Annotated in this window: 16 protein-coding genes and 2 riboswitches; of the genes, 3 read left to right on the top strand and 13 right to left on the bottom strand. The window is 67.0% G+C overall.

Annotated features, from left to right (window positions below; genetic code table 11):
* On the bottom strand, positions 1-1,146 hold the full coding sequence (gene ttcA / locus EL249_RS01735) for a tRNA 2-thiocytidine(32) synthetase TtcA (protein WP_411431043.1): 1,146 nt from the start codon (positions 1,144-1,146) through the stop codon (positions 1-3).
* Between the two features lie 180 nt (positions 1,147-1,326).
* On the bottom strand, positions 1,327-2,211 hold the full coding sequence (locus EL249_RS01730; RefSeq protein WP_126348041.1) for an SDR family oxidoreductase: 885 nt from the start codon (positions 2,209-2,211) through the stop codon (positions 1,327-1,329).
* Between the two features lie 76 nt (positions 2,212-2,287).
* Between EL249_RS01730 and EL249_RS01725 the strand changes: the two genes are divergently transcribed.
* Entirely contained in the window at positions 2,288-3,508 is a 1,221-nt protein-coding gene (locus tag EL249_RS01725) for a class I SAM-dependent methyltransferase (RefSeq protein WP_005674745.1), read from the top strand.
* Between the two features lie 6 nt (positions 3,509-3,514).
* On the opposite strand, the gene EL249_RS01720 is transcribed toward EL249_RS01725, so the two are convergent.
* The 5 genes from EL249_RS01720 to EL249_RS01700 all read right to left on the bottom strand — a co-directional run bounded on the left by EL249_RS01720 (position 3,515) and on the right by EL249_RS01700 (position 9,754).
* Positions 3,515-4,249 carry a 7-carboxy-7-deazaguanine synthase QueE gene (locus EL249_RS01720; RefSeq protein WP_005674746.1) on the bottom strand — a complete coding sequence of 245 codons (735 nt, stop codon included), beginning with the start codon at positions 4,247-4,249 and terminating at the stop codon, positions 3,515-3,517.
* The gene (gene queD / locus EL249_RS01715) at positions 4,246-4,668 is read right to left on the bottom strand and encodes a 6-carboxytetrahydropterin synthase QueD (RefSeq protein WP_005674747.1); all 423 of its coding nucleotides are present in this window, start codon (positions 4,666-4,668) and stop codon (positions 4,246-4,248) included. The genes EL249_RS01720 and queD overlap by 4 nt, the downstream gene beginning before the upstream one ends.
* Entirely contained in the window at positions 4,661-5,347 is a 687-nt protein-coding gene (gene queC / locus EL249_RS01710; protein ID WP_005674749.1) for a 7-cyano-7-deazaguanine synthase QueC, read from the bottom strand. The genes queD and queC overlap by 8 nt, the downstream gene beginning before the upstream one ends.
* An 84-nt stretch (positions 5,348-5,431) precedes the next feature.
* Positions 5,432-5,476: riboswitch (PreQ1 riboswitch) on the bottom strand.
* A 164-nt stretch (positions 5,477-5,640) separates the two neighbouring features.
* Positions 5,641-7,050, bottom strand: coding sequence for a tRNA nucleotidyltransferase/poly(A) polymerase-related protein (locus tag EL249_RS01705; RefSeq protein ID WP_005674750.1), 1,410 nt, complete (start codon positions 7,048-7,050; stop codon positions 5,641-5,643).
* 73 nt (positions 7,051-7,123) lie between these two features.
* Positions 7,124-9,754, bottom strand: coding sequence for a lytic transglycosylase domain-containing protein (locus tag EL249_RS01700; protein ID WP_005674751.1), 2,631 nt, complete (start codon positions 9,752-9,754; stop codon positions 7,124-7,126).
* Here EL249_RS01700 and EL249_RS01695 point away from each other — a divergent pair, their 5' ends adjacent.
* Positions 9,755-10,354 carry a 5-formyltetrahydrofolate cyclo-ligase gene (locus EL249_RS01695; protein ID WP_005674752.1) on the top strand — a complete coding sequence of 200 codons (600 nt, stop codon included), beginning with the start codon at positions 9,755-9,757 and terminating at the stop codon, positions 10,352-10,354.
* Here EL249_RS01695 and EL249_RS01690 read toward each other — a convergent pair.
* From EL249_RS01690 to metK, 6 genes are all read right to left on the bottom strand, one after another.
* Positions 10,255-11,652 (bottom strand): EAL domain-containing protein, encoded by a 1,398-nt coding sequence (locus tag EL249_RS01690; protein WP_148669025.1) that lies wholly within the window; start codon positions 11,650-11,652, stop codon positions 10,255-10,257. The two genes, EL249_RS01695 and EL249_RS01690, sit on opposite strands and share 100 nt — an antisense overlap.
* A complete protein-coding gene (locus EL249_RS01685) occupies positions 11,597-13,360 on the bottom strand; it encodes a cyclic di-GMP phosphodiesterase (protein WP_126348040.1) in 1,764 nt (587 codons plus the stop codon). The genes EL249_RS01690 and EL249_RS01685 overlap by 56 nt, the downstream gene beginning before the upstream one ends.
* 409 nt (positions 13,361-13,769) lie before the next feature.
* Positions 13,770-14,606 (bottom strand): methylenetetrahydrofolate reductase [NAD(P)H], encoded by an 837-nt coding sequence (gene metF / locus EL249_RS01680; RefSeq protein WP_005674758.1) that lies wholly within the window; start codon positions 14,604-14,606, stop codon positions 13,770-13,772.
* A 21-nt stretch (positions 14,607-14,627) separates the two neighbouring features.
* Positions 14,628-15,401 (bottom strand): TlyA family RNA methyltransferase, encoded by a 774-nt coding sequence (locus tag EL249_RS01675; protein WP_005674759.1) that lies wholly within the window; start codon positions 15,399-15,401, stop codon positions 14,628-14,630.
* Complete coding sequence (gene ahcY / locus EL249_RS01670; protein ID WP_005674760.1) at positions 15,401-16,810, bottom strand: adenosylhomocysteinase; 1,410 nt, start codon at positions 16,808-16,810, stop codon at positions 15,401-15,403. The genes EL249_RS01675 and ahcY overlap by 1 nt, the downstream gene beginning before the upstream one ends.
* Positions 16,811-16,896: 86 nt before the next feature.
* Positions 16,897-16,975: riboswitch (S-adenosyl-L-homocysteine riboswitch) on the bottom strand.
* Between the two features lie 119 nt (positions 16,976-17,094).
* Positions 17,095-18,261, bottom strand: coding sequence for a methionine adenosyltransferase (metK, locus tag EL249_RS01665; protein ID WP_148669032.1), 1,167 nt, complete (start codon positions 18,259-18,261; stop codon positions 17,095-17,097).
* A gap of 239 nt (positions 18,262-18,500) precedes the next feature.
* On the opposite strand from metK, the gene EL249_RS01660 reads away from it, so the two are divergent.
* Positions 18,501-19,439 (top strand): lysophospholipid acyltransferase family protein, encoded by a 939-nt coding sequence (locus EL249_RS01660; RefSeq protein WP_005674763.1) that lies wholly within the window; start codon positions 18,501-18,503, stop codon positions 19,437-19,439.
* Positions 19,440-19,443: the final 4 nt, after the last annotated feature.

Genomic DNA, 19,443 nt, shown 5'->3' with positions numbered 1-19,443 from the left:
TCAATCCTCGGCGTCGTCGCCGGTGCGCAGGGTGTTGAAGTCGTACAGGGTGCGGTCCATCAGGTGGGACGGACGCACCCTGCCCAGAGAGGAAAAGATCGTTTCCAGGCGACCGGGGAAGCGCTTTTCCCAGGACTTGAGCAGCTCCTTGGTCTCGGCGCGCTTCAGGTTGGGCTGGCTTCCGCACAGGTTGCACGGGATGATCGGGAAATTCTTGACCTCGGCCCAGCGGATGAGATCCTTCTCTTCCACATAGGCCAGCGGCCGGATGACCACATGGCGGCCGTCGTCCGACACCAGCTTGGCCGGCATGGTCTTGAGCTGACCGCCATAGAAGAGGTTCAGGAAGAACGTGGCCAGGATGTCGTCGCGGTGGTGGCCCAGCGCGATGCGCGTGGCGCCCAGCTCGGACGCCACCCGGTACAGGATGCCACGCCGCAGCCGCGAGCAGAGCGAGCACTTGGTCTTGCCATCGGGGATGACCCGCTGCACCGTGCTGTAGGTGTCTTCCGTCTCGATGTGATATTCGACGCCCAGCTTCTGCAGGTAGTTGGGCAGCACGTCGGCCGGAAAGCCCGGCTGGCGCTGGTCGAGGTTCACCGCCACGATGGAGAAGGGCACCGGCGCGCGCTTCTGCAGCCCGAGCAGGATGTCCAGCATGGCGAAGCTGTCCTTGCCGCCCGACAGGCAGACCATCACCCGGTCGTTCGGGCCGATCATGTCGTAGTCGGCAATGGCCTGGCCGGTCAGCCGGTACAGCCGTTTGGAGAGCTTGTTGTTCTCGTGGTCCTCGCGCCGGGTGTCGCGCAGGGCGGGACGCGATGCGGCAGGCGGCACGGCGGGGTGGCCTGCCGACGCCCGGCCGGCTGCAGGGGCTGAGCCGCCCTGACTGCCCGAGGGCGCGCCTGCATCGGCATCACCGTGCAGCGTGTCCAGTCCGCCCAGCCAGGCTGCCTGCTTCTCGTCCAGCGGGCTTTCATGCGTGGGCAGCCGGCCCGTGCCGGGACGACGGATCTCGTCGATCCGGATGGTCTGGGTGGCTGGCCGGTCTGCGTAGCTGGCGCTCTCGGCGGGCTGGGAAGGGCTGGCCTGCATGGCGTCGTGATCGTCGGCGATGGAAGGAGGGGCGACCGGAAACAAAGGCACCGGACATCGCGTCCGGCCAGGGCGTCCTGCCGGGCAGGACATCCGTCAGGAATGGCTGCGCTGCGAAGGCAGGTCCAGACCTTTCCGAGGACGCAATCATAGCGGCTTTAGGGGCCGGGTGACGGATTTTGCGCCCCATGTGGCCCGCCTTTTACAAAAAAAGCACGTAGGACGGGCGTGTCAGCGACCCGTGGGGGGCGTTCCGTCCATCAGGCTGGCATCACGGGGCAGGCCCAGCAGGTGCTGGCCGCCATCGACCAGCAGCGTGGTGCCGGTGATCGAGCGGGTCTTCATGGCAAAGATCACGGTGTCGGCAACGTCCTGGGCCGTGCTGGAGGCGCCTAGCGGCGACAGCGTGCGGTGTGCGTGGGCAAACGCGGCATCGTCCTGCAGGTAGCTGGGCAGCGTGAGGCCCGGCGCCACGCCCACCACGCGTATCCGGGGTGCCAGCGCCTGTGCCAGCATGGTGGTGGCTGCCGACAGCGCGGCCTTGGACAGCGTGTACGACAGGAAGTCCGGATTCAGGTTGAAGAGCTTCTGGTCCAGCAGATTGACGATGACGCCCTGAACCGGTGCCGCAGGCAGCTGGCTGGCCAGGGCCTGGGCCAGCAGCAGCGGTGCCATCAGATTGGGCACCAGGTGCTGCTGCAGGCTCTCGGGCGTGAACGAGCGGATGTCGTCGTATTCAAAGCGTGAGGCGCTGTTGACCAGCCCGGAAACGGGGCCGAGCGCATCCGCCAGACGGGGCACCAGCGTCTGGCACTGAGAGGCATCGTCCAGGTCGGCCTGGAGCACCACGGCCCGGCGGCCCTGTGCCCGAATCTCTTCCACAGTCTGTTCCGCTTCGGCCACGGAATCGCGGCAATGCACGCCGATGTCCCAGCCATCCTGCGCCAAGGCCAGGGCAATGGCACGGCCCAGCCGCTTGCCCGCCCCGGTGACGAGCGCGACGCGTGGCGAAGCAGCTGATCCCGTCGTGGCGGTGGCGCGTGTGTCGGCAGAGGCAACCCTGTTGTCGACGGGAGACCCTGCACCGGCAGAAGGGGTGGACGAAGCGTGTTCCATGGTGGCGCACTGTAGCATGAGGGGTGCATGTTATCGGCCGGCGTTGCGCTCGGCTTCTTTCCTGGATGGTGCTGTCATGTCCCTGTCTCATTCCCGCGTCGAGTCTGCCCTGCCCGTGCCCGACCGCGAGGCCCTGGCGGTCAGCCAGGAACTGTCGACGCGCATTGCGGCCGAGATTGCGCGCCACGGTGGCTGGCTGAGCTTTGCGCGCTACATGGAAATGGCGCTCTACGAGCCGGGTCTGGGTTACTACAGCAACCCCGGTCAGGTGTTCGGCGCGGCAGGCGATTTCGTGACGGCGCCGGAACTCACGCCGCTCTTCGGGGCCACTCTGGCCCGGCAGGTTTCCCCGTGGCTGAAGGATCCGGCGCTGGCGGGCAGCGGCCAGGTGGTGCTGGAAGTGGGCGGTGGCAGCGGCATGCTGGCCGCGCAGCTGCTCAATGCGCTGGACAACGTGGGGCACCATGAGGTGCGCTATCTGATTCTGGAGCTGTCGGCCGAACGCCGCGAGCACCAGCGCCAGACGCTGAAGAGCCTGGCCCCGGGCCTGATGGACCGGGTGGGATGGCTGGAGACCTTCCCCGAAAGCTTTGCCGGTGTGGTGGTGGCCAACGAGCTGCTGGATGCCATGCCGGTGCAGCTGTTCGAGTGGCAGGCCGACGCGGGGGCGGAGCTGCAGGAGATGGGCGTGACGTGGGTGGACGGCCAGTTTGCCTGGGCACCGCGCCCGGCCGACGCGGTGCTGACGGAAACCGTGACCGCGTTGCGCAACCGGCTGGGGCCGGAAGGGGCCCAGTGGCACAGTCCCTACCGGTCGGAGATCTGTCCGGCGCAGCAGGCCTGGATGCGCACGCTGGCCGACTGCATGACGGCTGGTGTGGTGATGCTGCTGGACTATGGGTTTGCTGCGCCCGAGTATTACCACCCGCAGCGGGATCAGGGCACGCTGATGTGCCACTACCGGCACCGCAGTCACGCCGATCCCTTCCTGTGGCCGGGACTGAGCGACATCACGGCGCACGTGGATTTCACGGCGCTGGCCCGTGCCGCCACGGCCGAGGGTTTCTCGCTGGTGGGCTACACCTCGATGGCGGCCTTCCTGCTGAATGCCGGCCTGCTGGACGAGCTGGCCGACCTGCCGCGTGAGCCTGAAAGCTTCTGGTTCGCCCAGGCTCAGGCGGTGCAGCAGCTGATTTCCGAGGCCGAGATGGGCGAACTCTTCAAGGTGATTGCCTTCGAGAAGAATCTGCGTGAAGCGGCCTCGGTGCTGGGCTTTGGCGGGGATAGGGCGGTGTGAGGACTGTCACTCGATGCCGGCCAGCTTGTGGGTCTGGATGCTGAGCTGCCACCGGGGGCGGCCGGGCCGCTGGTTGAGCTGTCCCAGCTGGGTGATGGTTTCCAGCATGTTCATCCGGCCATCCACCTCGCAGGGCGACAGATAGTAGCGGTCGGCCTGGATGCTGTCCTCGATCTGGGCGCAGAAGTCGCGCACGTCGCCATCCACCACGATGCGCACCTCGTGCGCGAACTTGATGTGACGCTTCTGGTAGGCCTGCTGATAGAGGCGCTTCGGGCTGGTGGCGATGTAGTCGATCTGCGGTGGCACCGGCTTCAGGCCGTTGGTCTCGATGGCCAGAAAATGACCCTCGGCCTTCAGACTGTCCAGCAGACGTTCCAGGTGAGGCTGGATGGTGGGTTCACCGCCGGTGATGATGACGTTGCGAGCCGAGAATGTCCGGACCTTCGCCAGGATGTCCCCCAGCGTCATGGTGCCGAAGCGGTTGTAGTCGGTGTCGCACCATGGGCAGGCCAGATTGCATTTGCCGAAGCGGATGAAGACGCTGGGCATGCCGGTGTTGAACCCTTCGCCCTGCAGCGTCTCGAAGATCTCGACGATGCGGTAGGGTGTATCCAGGCCAGTGGCAGGTTCCGGCCTCCGACGGATTGCGGTGTGTACCGGTGTCTCGACCGACAGTGGGATCACCGGGTGCGGCGGTGTGACCGGCATGCCTGCGGCCATGTGCTGTTCGCTGTTCATCCGCTGTACTCGCAATAGGATGTGGGGGTTTCCCACAGACGGATGAGGCTGACCGGAAGGCCCTGGTCCTGAAGGACATGAAAGATATGGGCCGAAATGTTTTCGGCCGTGGTGCGCATGGGCAGACCATGGACCTTGGAATCCAGTTCCTGCAGCAGCGTGGCCACCCGGCATTCGCGTGGGCTGCCGGTGTCGTAGAGAAAGGCGTGGTCCATCGGGTCGACCACGTGGCGCTTCACGATGTCCTTCAGGTCGGCATAGTCCATCACCATGCCGGCCTTGGGGCCGCTGGCGTGCAGCGGGCCGCCTACTTCCACCTGCAACCGATAGGTGTGCCCGTGCAGGTTCCTGCATTTGCCGTCGTGACCATCCAGCATGTGCGCGATGTCGAAGCTGAATTCCTTGGCGATCTTAAGCATGGCGCTGCTCCTTCGTCTGCGCGGCATCGCGTTCCGTCAGGTATTCGTGCAGGCCGCGCTCGCGTAGCACGCAGCTGGGGCATTGACCACAGCCGCCTTCCACGCCCAGATAGCAGGTGTGCGTGTGCTGGCGGATGTAGTCGAAGGCACCCAGCCGGTCGGCCAGCGCCCAGGTGTCCTTCTTGGTCAGCCACATCAGTGGCGTGCGGATGTCGAAGGTGTAGTCCATGGCCAGATTCAGCGTGACGTTCATCGACTTCACGAAGACATCACGGCAATCCGGGTAGCCGCTGAAATCGGTCTCGCACACGCCGGTGTAGAGCGTGCGGATGCCCTGGGCCTTGGCATGGATGGCGGCATACAGCAGGAACAGGGCATTGCGCCCGTCCACGAAGGTGTTGGGGGGCTGGCCGTCTTCCTGCGAGATGGTGGCGCTTTCGTCCAGCAGCGCGTTGTGGGTGATGGCCTTGATGACCGAGGTGTCGATGAGCGTCTGCTTCACGCCAAGGTCTTCGGCGATCCAGCGGGCCTTGTCCAGCTCGATGGCGTGGCGCTGGCCGTACTGGAAGGTGATGGCCTCGACGTTGCCCGGGCCGAACTCGTGCAGCGCCAGGAAGAGACAGGTGGTCGAGTCCTGCCCGCCGGAGAAGATCACGGCGGCTTTCTGGGGGGATGACATGGAAGGATCCTCTGGGCGTTCCCGAACGGATCCTGCCTGTGACCCGGGGGCGAATGCTGCCCGGAGGAGGGGAATGTGTTCAGGTCTTCCCTAGTTTTTTAACGTGGGCGTTTTTCGAACCACGGGGGCGGAATGCCCCGGAAGCCGCGTCATGGACACGCGTTGCCATGCGGGATGGCGGACACGTGCATGCGCGCTTCATGCCAGCGGTCTGGCGGGCGGGATTGTATCGTATGGGGGCATCCCGCGATGCGTGAAAAGGAGCCGGCGACAGGTTGTGCGTCTGTCGCCCATCATGACCTGGATACCAGGTAGCCCGAGATGGCTTCACGCCGGGCGTCATCGATGGCGCTTCGGATGGCCGTAGGGTTGGCCTGATGCTGTCGGGCGATGGCGCCCGTGTCGACCGCGGCTGCAACGGAAAGCGCCTGTTCAATACGATGGGTGATGTTCGAAATCGAATCTTGTGAGATTGTTCCGGACGCGCCATTGACGGTGGCAGGTGATGACGGACTGTCGCCTTGTCCGGGACGGACAGGCTGCGTCGAATCGCTCTCCGGCATGAGGGAGATGGCCTGATCGGGTTCGGCAAGCTGTGCCGGATGATTGGGCAAGGCCAGTCGCTGCGCGACTGTCATCAGCAGTCGAAGCCGTTCCGGACGACGCCAGGCGTCGTGTCGGTTGAAGAGGGCCAGCAGCGCTTCGGCGTCCTGACGTTCGGACGACAGAAACCACTGGCGGGCCGCCTGCGGGATGGGGCCATGTATTTCGCTGGCTAATCGTGCAGCGGCATCCGTGCATTCGTTGGAGGCGCGCAGGGCCTTGGCCTGTTCGGTGACGGATTTCGCCGCTTTCGTTTTATCTACGTTCCCGGAGACGGTGGGTGAGGCTGGTTGAGGAATGTTTTCCTGGGGTCCGAGTTCGATACGGGACTCTGCCGGAATGGTCATGCCCGCCAGCAGGATGGCAAAGCGCACGGGCAGCGGATCGTGGGCCGCGGCGCTGGCATCCAGGGCCGTCAGCCAGTCGGGCTGGGTGTCGGGTTCGGGCAGCTGGGGCAGGAGGATGCGCAGCGCATGGGCCTGATCCAGGACCTGCAGCATGCGCGAAGGCCGCTGGCTCATCAGTCCCCGGGAGAGTTCCTGCCAGACGCGCTCGGCCACCAGGGCGTGGACTTCGCCGGCGGCCGTCATCTCGCGCATCAGCGCCAGGGTTTCGGGGGCGATGGTGAAATCGGGAAAGCGCGCAGCGAAGCGGGCCAGACGCAGGATGCGCACGGGGTCTTCGCGGAAGGCGGGGCTGACGTGGCGGAAGATCCGGGCCTGGATGTCGGCCTGGCCGTGGAAGGGGTCGACGAGGCTGCCGTCGGCGGCACGGGCGATGGCGTTGATGGTGAGGTCGCGGCGCAGCAGGTCGTCTTCCAGCGTGACATCCGGCGAGAAATGCACGGCAAAGCCCTTGTAGCCGGGAGCGGTCTTGCGCTCGGTGCGGGCCAGTGCGTATTCCTCGTGGCTCTGAGGGTGCAGGAAGACGGGGAAGTCCTTGCCGACGGCCTGAAAGCCCTGGGCCAGCATCTGGTCCGGCGTGGCGCCCACCACCACCCAGTCACGGTCGCCGGCGGGCAGCCCCAGCAGTTCGTCACGGACGGACCCGCCGACGCGGTAGGTCTGGAGCTGGGGGGCACGGGCATCGGGGGCGGTCATGACGTTTCCTGCGGGGAGGGAGGGGCCGGGTTTTCCGGGTGTCTCGACCATGCCTCGATGGCCGTAGCCGAGATTATGGCAACTGTGCCACCCCCACCGGCTGTGGCGTGATGGTGGCCAGCCAGGATTTGAGCGACTGGGGCTGGCCGGAGAAGAGGGTGGCGTAGTCCACGGTGTTGGAGAGCACGGCCTTCACGTAGTGGCGGGTTTCGGTGAAGGGGATGAGCTCGGTGAAGATGGCGCCTTCCAGCGGGCGTGACAGGCTGGCACGCCAGGTGTGGGCACGCCGGGGGCCGGCGTTGTAGCCGGCGGTGGCCAGGACGGGCGAGCCGCTCAGGTCGTCCAGGGCACGCTTGAGGTAGTAGCTGCCGAAGGTGAGGTTGGTGGTGAGGTCGTCGATCTGGCCGGCCTGGTAGGTGGTGTTGCCCATCTGGCGGGCCACCCAGCGGGCGGTGTCGGGCATGATCTGCATCAGGCCGGAGGCGCCGACGTGGGAGCGGGCCTGCATGACGAAGCGGGATTCCTGCCGGATGAGGCCGTAGACCCACGCGGGGTCGACAGCCTGCTGGCTGGTGATGGTCAGCAGCTGTTCGGCGAAGGGCGTGGGGAATCGCAGGCTGTAGTCGGCCTGGCCGGTGAGGATGCGTTCGTCGGTGTTGATGGCGCGGTCGAGCAGGCCGTGGCGGGCAGCCCAAGTGGCGGCGGCGCGCAGCTCCTGTTCATTGCGGCCGCGCATCTGGAAGTTCCATTCGCGGTTGCCTTCGCCGCGCAGGCCCAGGGCGTAGAAGGCCATGGCCTGACGGATGCCGTCGTTGTCATCCATGGCCTTGACGAGGCTGGCCGGGGGCGCCTTGGGCGCAGGCAGGGCGGCCGGAGGCAGGGCCAGTTCTTCGCGGGCCAGTTTGCCGTAGTAGTCGTGCCGTGTGGCCAGGCCCTGGAAGATGTGGCGTGCCTGCTTGTGGTGCCCCAGGGCGTCCTGGGCGCGGCCGTGCCAGTAGGTCCAGGTGGGGCTTTGGCGCAGGGCGGGATCCATGGTGCGCAGGATGCGCTCCAGTCCGGTCCAGTCCTCTTGGGCCAGGGCGGCGCGGGCCAGCCAGACGCGTGTGTGGTCGCTGATGGCGGCATTCCGGGCGTGTTCGGCCCAGGCGGGCGCCTGGGGGTCGAGGCGGAACATGCCGGCGGCGGCGATCTGGGACCAGACAAAGGCACGGTCGGCGGTGCCCAGTTTCAGGGTACGGCCGTCGGGGGTCTTGCCGGCGTCCATGAGGGCGGCGGCGCGGGCCGGGTCCTGCCGGGCCAGGCGCACGAGGGCGATGCGGGTCAGCACCGGGGTGAGCGGGGTGCGGGCTGCCGCCTTGCTGGCGGCAGCAGCGGTGGCGGCCGCGGCGCCTGCCTTGCGGTGGGCGCCGGATTTCTGTGCGGCAGCGTGGGTGGTCTTGTGGGTTGCCTTGCCGGTGGCTGCCTTGTGTGTGCGGGAGATGGCGTTCTTGCTGCCGGGGGTGGCCAGGGATGCTTTTGTCCGGCCGGCGGCCTCGGCGGCGTTGGTGTTCTTGCGGGTGGCGCTGCTCCGGGTGGCGCTGCTCCGGGGGCCGCTCTCACGCTGTGCGACGGTCAGCACGGTGGCGTGCTGGCGGCCGTCGGCAGGGATGAGGTGGGCAGATATCTGGCTGCGATGGCTGGCAGTCCGGACGCCGGGCTGTGTGACGGCTGCGCTGCGCAGGGGGGCCTTGGCCGTGGGCACCAGGAGGGCGGTGGCGTTCAGCAGCTGGGCGGGCTTGTTCAGGGCCAGATCGAGAGCCTTGGCCTCGGGCGGCTGCGGCAGCAGGGCGACGGCCTGGCGGATCTCGGCGGGGTTGTTGATTTCCAGGGCCAGGTTCAGACGCTGCTGGCGCTGGGCCGGGGTGAGCCATTCGTGCTCGGCCAGGGTCTGCAGCAGGGCAGTGCAGCTGCTGTTGAGGGCCTGGGGCTGAAGCAGCAGGCTGGTGGCGTGCCGCAGGGTGGCAGCGCCCGGGTGTTTGCCTTCTTCGACGCGGGACAGGGCCGAGAGGCTGGCCAGGCATTCGGGGGCGCTTTCGTCCTTCAGGGTCCAGGCCGGGTAGAGGGCGTCGATGGTGGCCCAGTCCTGGCGGCGGCCGGCCGCCAGCATCCAGTCGCGGCGCAGCAGGTCGGCCGTGAGGGTGCGGGGGAACTGTTTCAGGTAGGCGCGGGCGTCGGCGCTGACGGCCAGGTACTCGGCATCGGTGGGGTCGCTGGCGGCCAGACGGATGCGAATGCGCCAGTAGTCGAGGTAGCTGGACAGGGCATGGCCGCGTGGAACGAGGGCTGCCGCGGTGTCGAAGGCGGCCAGGTTGTTGGCCTGCATGGCCTTGCGGGCGTCCAGGATGGCCAGGTCCACGGGGTCGGTGACGACGGGCGGGACGTAGATGATGGCGGGCGAGAGCCGCGCCAGGATGCTGGAGACGCCGGGCTGCAGGGCGCTGGCGCCCAGCGTGCCGGCACCATCGTCGGATGGGGCGGGGACGCTGGTGGCCGAGGTCAGCGGGGTAAGGTCCGGGGCAGCTTCGGAAACGGAGGCCGGGGCGGTGCCGGGCTGTGTGTCGGGCAGGGCGGTGCGTGCGTGCAGCGTGCAGAGGGCAGCCAGCAGGGACAGGGCCAGGGTCTTGCGGGCCAGGGGCTGGCCGCGCACCGCGTTTAGAATGTTCATGTGGACAAATCTTCCGAATCCAGCATAGCACGCAAGGCGCTGCGGCAGCAGTTGCTGACCTTGCGCTCGGACATGGCGCAGGCTGGGCGCGTGCATCTCGACACCTTACTGTGCCAGCAATTGCTGGGGGCCGATCTGTTGCAAAGTGCGGACAATATCGGCGTTTATCTGCCGATCCGGAGCGAACCGGATCTTTCGGCCTGCTATGCGCAGTGGCGGGCGCAGGGGCGGCGGCTGGCGCTGCCGGTGGTGACGGGCAAGAACGAGCCGCTGACGTTCCGGGTGTGGGAGGCCGGGGCGCCGTTGCGCACGGCCGCCTTCGGGGTGCAGGTGCCCGAGACGGACGAGACAGTGGTGCCCGATGTGCTGGTGATTCCGTGCGTGGGCTTCCGGGTGCTGGATGGCCGCCCCTACCGGCTGGGGTATGGGGGCGGCTTCTATGACCGCACGCTGGCGCTGCCGGCGTTTCGCAGGACCGGCAGCGTGGGGGTGGCCTACGATCAGGCCGAGACCAGCTCGTGGGCGCCGGATGTCTGGGACATGCCGCTGTCGATGCTGCTGACGCCGTCGCGCTGCATCGTGGCCATGGCCTCGCCCTGATTGAAGCGCTGGATCCAGGGGATCAGTTCCTCGGCGGGCAGGGCGCGGGCGTACAGGAATCCCTGCACGCGGTCGCAGCCGAATTCGCGCAGCATGTGGACGGCGGCCGGGTCGTCGACGCCTTCGGCCAGGGCACGCAGGTCGAAGGCGTGGGCCAGGTCGATCAGTGCCTTGACGATCTGCTGGTCGCCGCGGTCGTTGACCAGGTTCTGGATGAACACGCGGTCGAGCTTCAGTTCATGCACGGGGAACTGGCGCAGGTAGGCGAACGACGAGTAGCCGGTGCCGAAGTCGTCGATGGACAGTTCGCAGCCGATGTTGCGCAGGGCGTGCATGCACTCGATGGTGGCGCGTTCGTTGCGCACGATCGAGTCTTCGGTCAGTTCGAACAGCAGTCGGGTGGGCGACAGGCTCCAGGTCTCGCAGGCCTGGGCCACCTGGGCGGCAAAGCCGGGGTCGTTGGCGGTCTTGGCCGAGAGGTTGATGCCGATGCTGAGGTCGATGCCCTGGGCCTGCCACATCATCTGCTGGCGCAGCACGGTGTTGATGACGAACTGGGTGAGCTGGCCGATCATGCCGCGGTCGTCGCAGATGGAGGCGATCATGGCGGGGCTGACCTGCAGCGGGTGGTTGCGCGGCCAGCGGATCAGCGCCTCGGCGGCGTGACACTGGTTGGTGGCCAGGTCGATCTGCGGCTGGAAATGCACTTCCAGGTCGTTGCTGAAGAGGTGACGGCGCAGGGCGGTCTCGATCTCGGCCATGCGCGCGGCGTTGTCATCGGCGCCGATGCATTGCACCAGCAGCCGTTCCTCGCGCTCGGCCGCCAGCTGGCGTGCATCCCAGGCGCCCTGCAGCAGGCCGCCGATGCTGACGGTGCTGCTGCGGCTCCAGGCGCCACCGATGATGGGCTGCAGCTGGGCGGTGAGGGTCTGCGAGTTCTGCAGCGGGATGTGGATGGGCACGTACAGTGCTTCGCGGAAGGCCGTGGCCACGGTGGTGGCGACGGCTTCGTTGGGCACGTTGGCAATGAGGATCCAGATCTCGTCGAAGGCGGCGGTGGCCACGCGGTCTTCGGCGCGCAGGCGCTTGCCGATGCGCTTGATGATCTCGCCCAGCACCAGGTTGGCGTGCGGGTCGCGCGCCAGGGCCTGCAGCTGGTCCGAACGGTTCAGGCCGATGGTGAGCAGGAGGGGCTGGCCCGGTGCCTTGCGGCTGAGCAGTTGCTGCCCGTGGGCCAGCAGTTCATTGGGCGTCAGGCGCTGATTGAGCGGTGCTTCCATGCTGGGTCTGGACCTCATCGAGGTAATAATCCTGCAGTTTGAATCCGTGGGTGCCGGCAGGCAGACCGCGCACGATTCGCAGGGATTTTTTCTGTCGTCCACGGCTGTCCTTCGACTCCTGGTAGAGGTCGCGCTCGATGGGCACTTCAAGCGGTGTCTTGTCGGGCTCCGACAGCACCAGTACGCGCGGTTCCAGTCGGCGCACGCGGTTGTGGGCAATGACGACCGCCACTTCGCCACTGGACAGTTCCACCAGGCTGCCGACCGGGAAGACGCCGATGGCCTGCACGAACTGCTCGACGAGCGGCTCATGGAACGAGGTGCCGCTCCATTCGTACAGGTTCATCAGGGCATCCTGCGGGGCGGAGGCCTTGGCGTAGGGGCGGGGGGTGATCAGCGCGGCAAAGGAATCGGCGATGGCCGCCATCTTGCCGTAGATGCTGATCTTGTCGCCCTTGAGCTGATTGGGGTAGCCCGAGCCGTCGATGCGTTCGTGGTGCTGGCTGATGCCCTGCAGCACCTGCGGCGGCAGCGCGGGGCCGCTGTTGAGGATGTGCAGCGACAGGTTGACGTGTTCCTTGACCAGCCCGAATTCGGCCGCCGACAGCAGGCCGGGTTTTTCCAGCAGGGCACGCGGGATCTTGGTCTTGCCGACGTCGGCCAGCATGCCGATCTGGCCCAGGTAGCTGAGTTCCTGACGCGGAAAGCCCAGGTGCCGGCCGAGCGCCACGAGGTACAGGGCCACGCGCACGCCGTGGTGATAGACCTGGATGTCCTCTTCGCGCAGTCGCGCGATCCACATCATGGCATCGGGGTTGTCCAGCACGCTGTCGACCATGCTGTCGACGGCGCCGGCCACGGCGTCCATGTCCAGGGTGTTGCCGTGACGGATGTCCTCGATCAGTGCGTTGAGGGCCGTCTCGCCGGACTTGAAGGCGTGCCGCGCACGCGGCAGTTCCGCCTCCATGGGCCGACGCACTTCATAGCGGGTCAGCTTGATGCCGGAGGACTTCAGCTCGGGAATCTGCTGGATGGTGCGTCTGTGCTGCTCCAGCTCGCGGCTCTGGGCCAGGTGGTCGGTGATCCAGAACAGCATCCGCTCCAGCATCCCCTGGTCGTTGTCCTTGGGGGAGTTGGCGGTCTGCTTGACCATCTGGCGGAAGCGCTGGCGCGTCTCGCGCGAGACACTGGCGTCAGTGCGCGGCTTGTAGCGCCGGGGCGGCCGGGGCGCTGCGGCGCCCAGGATGCGGGTCCTGGGTTCCTCGTATTCCAGCGGCTTTTTCGCGGCCGAGGCCGATTTCGAGCGCCGCATCGGAGGCTCAAGGGGAGCCGGGGCGGCCGGTGCCGGCACGCTATTGGGCGCACTGTGGGCGTGGATGATGGTTGCGGGCGATGTCGGGGGCTCATGCGCGATGGCGTTGGGCATGGGCCGGGTCTCGGCGGACAGGCGCCCGAAATTGGCGTCGGCCACGCGGATGTCCATGGCCACGCTGGGCGAGGACAGTTCGAGGTCGACGTAGACGTAGTTGCAGTACCGCGCCAGGGTGTCCAGCTCCACCTGGTCGTCGATCAGGAACCCCTGCAGCAGGAAGGGCGTGTCGAGCCACGGCCGATCCAGCTCCACGACGAACATGTTCAGTCGCAGATCCTGGACGGCGATCCGGTAACGGCGATTGGCCGTCATCGGCGGGGTGGCCGGTATCGTCTGGTCGACTACGGTGGACAAGGGAATGCTCCAGGTTGACGGTCCTTCACGGGGAAGTGGCCTGCAACACGGATCCGAAAGGGAGGATCCGGGAGGAGCATCTTAGCGAGCCGGGGCAGGATGGCGTGCGCTCAGGTCCGTGTCGGCCGGCAGGGGCTGACGGGCGGCATGCCGGGTGCGGGGTGTGTGACGGATGTCCTGATCCGTACGGTATGCACGGGCATGGGGGGGGAGTCTATGTGAAGCCGGGGTGTCTGGCAGCCAGGGGGGCGGTGCGATGGACGAGGGTGGTGGCCGGGGAAAGTGGCCGGGGGAACTTGCCGGGGAATTGGCTTGGGGAGACGGTCGGGGAAGACCGCAGGAAGAGGTAGGGGGCGCGGGGAGGGGTGGGCGCAGCAGGGCACCGGCACGGAGCCGGTGCCCGGGGGGATCAGCGCTTGAGCGCCTGCCAGATGGCGGCGCAGGGGCCGGCCTGGTTCATGGTGTAGAAGTGGATGCCGGGGGCACCGCCGGCCAGCAGCCGGTCGCACAGGTCCACGACCACGTCATGGCCGAAGGCGCGCAGCGAGTCCATGTCGTCGTGGAAGGCGGCCAGGCGCAGGCGGATCCAGCGCGGAATTTCGGCACCGCAGTTGTCCGAGAAGCGCGACAGCTGGGTGTAGTTGAGGATGGGCATGATGCCGGGCACGATGGGGATGGTGACACCGGCGGCACGGGCCCGCTCGACGAAGCTGAAGTAGGCGTCGGCGTTGTAGAAGTACTGGGTGATGGCGGAGTCTGCACCGGCCGCCACTTTCTCGGCGAAGTGCGCCAGGTCGGTGTCGGGCGAGGTGGCCTGGGGGTGCATCTCGGGGTAGGCCGCCACTTCGATGGTGAACCAGTCGCCGCTGTGCTCGCGCACGAAACGCACCAGGTCGGAGGCGTGCTGGAAGTCGCCCAGGGACATGGTGCCGGAGGGCAGGTCGCCACGCAGGGCCACCAGGCGCTTGACGCCCTGGGCGCGGTAGCCGTCCAGCAGTTCACGGATGCTGTCGCGGGTGGCGCCCACGCAGGTCAGGTGCGGGGCCACTTCCGAGCCGGCCGCCGTCAGGTTGGTGACGGCTTCGGCGGTGCGGGCCTGGGTGCTGCCGCCAGCGCCGAAGGTGACGCTGAAGTATTCGGGCTGCAGGGCCTGCAGGGCGCGGTGGGTTTCGAGCAGCTTCTGGGCGCCGGCATCGGTGGTAGGCGGGAAGAACTCGAAGCTGAGCGAGGGGGCTTGTCGGGTCATGGTGTGAGGAGAAGGCGGGGTTCAGGGCCGGCGGGTGGCGATCAGAAAGTACTCCTGGTTGCCGTCGCCGCCAACGAGGGCGCAGCGTTGCCAGTCGTTGACCTGCCAGCCGGCGTCTTCTGCACGCTGGATGACGTCACGGCGCAGGCCGTTCAGGTCGGCGTCGGCCCGGACGATGCCCTGGCGGTTGCGGGCCTGGGGGCCCAGTTCGAACTGGGGCTTGATGAGGCAGGTCAGTCGGCCGCCCGGTGCGGCCAGCGTGGCCAGCTTGTTCAGCAGGTGGCTGGCGGCAATGAAGGAGAGGTCGACGACGATGAGTGCGAAGCCCTGGGCGGGGGCGCTGCCGTCGGGCAGCCGCAGGTCGGCCAGGTGCACGTCGCGGATGTGGGTGTGCTCCAGGCAGAGCACCCGGGGATCGGCGGCCAGGACAGGATCGAGCTGGCCATGGCCGACTTCGATGCCCAGTACCTGCCGTGCGCCACGCGCCAGCAGGCAGTGGGTGAAGCCGCCGGTGGACATGCCGACATCCAGGGCATCGAGGCCGGTGCAGTCGATGCCGGCAGCCTGCAGGGCGGCATCCAGCTTGTTGCCACCCCGCGAGACGAAACGGGTCGTTTCGGATTCCAGGACGCGCAGGGGCTGGTCGGGGAAGATGGGCTGGGCGGCGCGTGTCACGGGGACTTCGCCGCCCGGGCCGTCGGTGAGGACGGCGCCCGCCTCGATCAGCCGTCGTGCCAGCGTGCGGGACCTGACCAGGCCCCGCTCGACCAGCGCGACATCCGCGCGCGTGGACATCAGTAGCGGTAGGTGTCGGGCTTGTAGGGGCCTTCGACCGGCACGCCGATGTAGGCGGCCTGTTCCGGCGTGAGCTTGCTCAGCTGGGCGTTGAGGCGGTCGAGCTGCAGGCGGGCGACCTTCTCGTCCAGGTGCTTGGGCAGCACGTAGACCTTGCCGGGCTGGTAGTAGTCGGGCCGGGTGAAGAGTTCGATCTGCGCCAGCGTCTGGTTGGCGAAGGAGGAGCTCATCACGTAGGACGGGTGGCCGGTGGCGCAACCCAGGTTGACCAGGCGACCCTGGGCCAGCAGGATGATGCGCTTGCCGTCCGGGAAGATGATGTGGTCGACCTGGGGCTTGATGTTTTCCCAGGTGTACTTGGACAGCGAGGCGACATCGATCTCGTTGTCGAAGTGGCCGATGTTGCAGACGATGGCCTCGTCCTTCATGGCCACCATGTGCTCGTGACGGATGACATCCTTGTTGCCGGTGGTGGTGACGAAGATGTCGGCCTTGTCGGCGGCGTATTCCATGGTGACGACGCGATAGCCTTCCATGGCGGCCTGCAGGGCGCAGATCGGGTCGATCTCGGTGACCCAGACCTGGGCGGACAGGGCACGCAGGGCCTGGGCCGAGCCTTTGCCCACGTCACCGTAGCCGGCCACCACGGCGATCTTGCCGGCCACCATCACGTCGGTGGCGCGCTTGATGCCGTCGACCAGCGATTCACGGCAGCCGTACAGGTTGTCGAACTTGGACTTGGTGACCGAGTCGTTGACATTGATGGCGCGCAGTTTCAGCTCGCCGCGCTCGGACATCTGCTGCAGGCGATGCACGCCGGTGGTGGTCTCTTCGGTCACGCCGATGATGGCGTCCAGGTTGCGCTGATAGAACGTGGGGTCGGTCTTCAGGCGCTCCTTGATGGTGGCGAAGAGGATCTTCTCTTCTTCGCTGCCGGGGTTGGCCAGCACCGACGGATCCTTGGCGGCGCGGGCACCCAGGTGCAGCAGCAGCGTGGCGTCGCCGCCGTCGTCCAGGATCATGTTGGAGGGCTTGCCGTCGGCCCACTCGAAGATGGCGTGGGTGTAGCGCCAGTAGTCTTCCAGCGATTCACCCTTCACGGCGAAGGTGGGGATGCCGGCGGCCACCATGGCCGCAGCGGCGTGGTCCTGCGTGGAGAAGATGTTGCACGAGGCCCAGCGCAGTTCGGCGCCCAGGGCCACGAGGGTTTCCATCAGCACGGCGGTCTGGATGGTCATGTGCAGCGAGCCGGTGATGCGTGCGCCCTTGAGCGGCTGGGCGGCAGCGTATTCGCGGCGGATGGCCATCAGGCCGGGCATCTCGGTCTCGGCGATCTTGATTTCCTTGCGGCCCCAGTCGGCCAGGGAGAGATCGGCGATGCTGTAGTCTTTGGCAGCAGGTGCGTTCATGTGGGCTCCGGTATAGGGATGGCACCCGTGGCGGAATGGCTGGGGTGCCGCTGCAGGCAAAAAAAAGACGCCTGCAGCCGTGGGATGGGATGCAAGCGTCGTTTCGTTCTGATCAGGTCGAGCCTGGCCAGGAGGGAATTCCTGGTCGCAACGCTTCTCGACATGACGGGATGGCGGGCATTATAGGCTGCCATCCGCAATTTGGGGACGGCCGCCCCGATCTGTTGCACGGTGATGCCATGTGGCGACTGCGCAACGGCAGGTCGGGGCGGCCGGATGGCCGATCAGAGACCGGCGTCGGCACGCAGGGCGGCCGCCTTGTCGGTGGCTTCCCAGGTGAACTCGGGCTCCTCGCGGCCGAAGTGGCCGTAGGCGGCCGTCTTGCCGTAGATGGGGCGCAGCAGGTCCAGCATCTGGACGATGCCCTTCGGACGCAGGTCGAAGTGCTTGCGCACCAGGGCAGTGAGCTTCTCGTCGGAGACCTTGCCGGTACCGTGGGTATCGACCAGGATGGACGTGGGCTTGGCCACACCGATGGCGTAGCTGATCTGCACCGTGCAGCGCTTGGCCAGGCCGGCAGCCACGATGTTCTTGGCCACGTAGCGGGCGGCATAGGCGGCCGAACGGTCGACCTTGGAGGGGTCCTTGCCGGAGAAGGCGCCACCGCCGTGCGGTGCGGCACCGCCGTAGGTGTCGACGATGATCTTGCGGCCGGTGAGGCCGCAGTCGCCCTGCGGGCCACCGATGACGAAGCGGCCGGTGGGGTTGATCAGGTACTTGATGTCACCCTTGACCAGGTCGGCCGGCAGCACCGGCTTGACGATTTCCTCGATGACCGCCTCTTTCAGGTCCTTCTGGGCGATGTCGGGGTGGTGCTGGGTGGACAGCACGATGGTGTCGATGGAGTGCGGGCGGCCGTCGACGTAGCGCAGCGTGACCTGCGACTTGGCGTCGGGGCGCAGCCAGGGCAGACGGCCGTCGCGGCGCAGGCTGGCCTGACGCTCGACGATGCGGTGTGCGTAGTAGATGGCAGCCGGCATCAGCACCGGGGTCTCGTCGCAGGCGTAGCCAAACATCAGGCCCTGGTCGCCAGCGCCCTGGTCGAGGTTGTCATCTTCGGCACGGTCGACGCCCTGGGCGATGTCGGGGCTCTGCTTGTCGTAGGCAACCTGGACCGAGCAGCCCTTGTAGTCGATGCCGTATTCGGTGTTGTCGTAGCCGATGCGCGCGATGGTGTCACGGGCCACGCCGATGTAGTCGATGTTGGCCTTGGAGGTGATTTCACCGGCCAGCAGCACCAGACCGGTGGTGCACAGGGTTTCGGCAGCCACGCGCGACTTGGGGTCCTGGGCCAGCAGGGCGTCCAGGATGGCGTCGGAGATCTGGTCGGCGACCTTGTCGGGGTGACCTTCGGAGACGGACTCGGAGGTGAAGAGGTATTCGCTCATGATGGGGGCTTTCCCGCAAGAATTTGGATTGGGCCTTGGGTCCGGAATGGCCGGCAGGTGTTGCAACCTGTCGTTTTTCCGGCGTTGCCAGCTTCCTGGGAAGCCGCGACGCTTTAGCGGAACGCAGTAATTTGCTTCAATACGGTCTAGGGCATCCGCCCGGACCGTCGGCCACCCCGCAAGTTGTCCCAATTAACTCGGTGGCCGCGGTGCAAATTATAGCGACGGTGCCTTGCCACGCCATGGAAATCGATCACACCTGCCGCATTTCTGCCGCTCTGGTCCGGACGGTGAAGGGTCTGGGGCGTCTCCCTTTGCCGCTGTTGCATGCCGTGGGAGGTTGCCTGGGGCGGCTGGCCTATGTTTGTAGCGCCGGCCTGCGTCGCAAGACTCGCAATAACCTGAAGACGGCAGGGTTATACAGCCGCCGGCTGGCCTGGGGCAGTGCTGCGGCAGCCGGCAAGGCTGCCATCGAGAGCGCCTATGTGTGGTTCCGACCCGACGCCGACCTGCTGGCGCGCCGTGGTCATGAGGCCATGACCCGTCTGGCCCAGGAGACCCTGGCGCGCCAGGCCGCAGGCGACAACCGCGGTCTGATCATCCTGACGCCGCACATCGGCTGTTTCGAGATGGGGGCGCGGGCCTATGGCCTGACGGCACCCATTACCGTGCTGTACAAGGCGCCGCGCCATCCGGCCATGCACCGGCTGCTGCGGGTGGGACGGTCTCAGACCGGGGTGACGCCGGTGCCGGCGGACACGTCGGGCGTGCGGGCGCTGCTGCGGGCCCTGAAGCGCGGGGAGGCGGTGGGCATCCTGCCCGATCAGGTGCCCTCGGCCGGTGATGGTCTCTGGGCCGATTTCTTTGGCCGGCCGGCCTTCACCATGACGCTGCCGCTTCGGCTGGCGCAAAAGACCGGGGCCCGTGTATGCTTGATGGCAGTGTGGCGCCAGGCCGACGGTCAGGGCTGGGAAGTGGAGGTCGAGGACCTGGAAGGCCTTCCGGATCCGGCCACGATCAATGCCCGCATCGAGGCACTGGTGCGGCGGCGTCCCGAGCAGTATGTCTGGAACTACAACCGTTACAAGGTGCCGGCCGGCATGACGCCGCCGACCCGAAACCCCGAGGTGAACATGGTCATGGGCTGCATCCCGCCCGTTCATCCCGAATCTGGAGGATAGCAAC

The sequence above is a fragment of the Lautropia mirabilis genome (assembly GCF_900637555.1).
Taxonomy (GTDB): Bacteria; Pseudomonadota; Gammaproteobacteria; order Burkholderiales; family Burkholderiaceae_E; genus Lautropia; species Lautropia mirabilis.
This window is presented reverse-complemented; position numbering and strand designations above follow the sequence as displayed.

What these genes read in the sequence shown, in the direction of transcription:
- ahcY (WP_005674760.1), bottom strand. Translation starts at nt 16,810, where the DNA reads ATGAACGCACCTGCTGCCAAAGACTACAGCATCGCCGATCTCTCCCTG.
- EL249_RS01730 (WP_126348041.1), bottom strand. Translation starts at nt 2,211, where the DNA reads ATGGAACACGCTTCGTCCACCCCTTCTGCCGGTGCAGGGTCTCCCGTC.
- EL249_RS01725 (WP_005674745.1), top strand. Translation starts at nt 2,288, where the DNA reads ATGTCCCTGTCTCATTCCCGCGTCGAGTCTGCCCTGCCCGTGCCCGAC.
- EL249_RS01720 (WP_005674746.1), bottom strand. Translation starts at nt 4,249, where the DNA reads ATGAACAGCGAACAGCACATGGCCGCAGGCATGCCGGTCACACCGCCG.
- queC (WP_005674749.1), bottom strand. Translation starts at nt 5,347, where the DNA reads ATGTCATCCCCCCAGAAAGCCGCCGTGATCTTCTCCGGCGGGCAGGAC.
- EL249_RS01700 (WP_005674751.1), bottom strand. Translation starts at nt 9,754, where the DNA reads ATGAACATTCTAAACGCGGTGCGCGGCCAGCCCCTGGCCCGCAAGACC.
- EL249_RS01660 (WP_005674763.1), top strand. Translation starts at nt 18,501, where the DNA reads ATGGAAATCGATCACACCTGCCGCATTTCTGCCGCTCTGGTCCGGACG.
- queD (WP_005674747.1), bottom strand. Translation starts at nt 4,668, where the DNA reads ATGCTTAAGATCGCCAAGGAATTCAGCTTCGACATCGCGCACATGCTG.
- metF (WP_005674758.1), bottom strand. Translation starts at nt 14,606, where the DNA reads ATGACCCGACAAGCCCCCTCGCTCAGCTTCGAGTTCTTCCCGCCTACC.
- EL249_RS01705 (WP_005674750.1), bottom strand. Translation starts at nt 7,050, where the DNA reads ATGACCGCCCCCGATGCCCGTGCCCCCCAGCTCCAGACCTACCGCGTC.
- EL249_RS01690 (WP_148669025.1), bottom strand. Translation starts at nt 11,652, where the DNA reads ATGAGGTCCAGACCCAGCATGGAAGCACCGCTCAATCAGCGCCTGACG.
- EL249_RS01675 (WP_005674759.1), bottom strand. Translation starts at nt 15,401, where the DNA reads ATGTCCACGCGCGCGGATGTCGCGCTGGTCGAGCGGGGCCTGGTCAGG.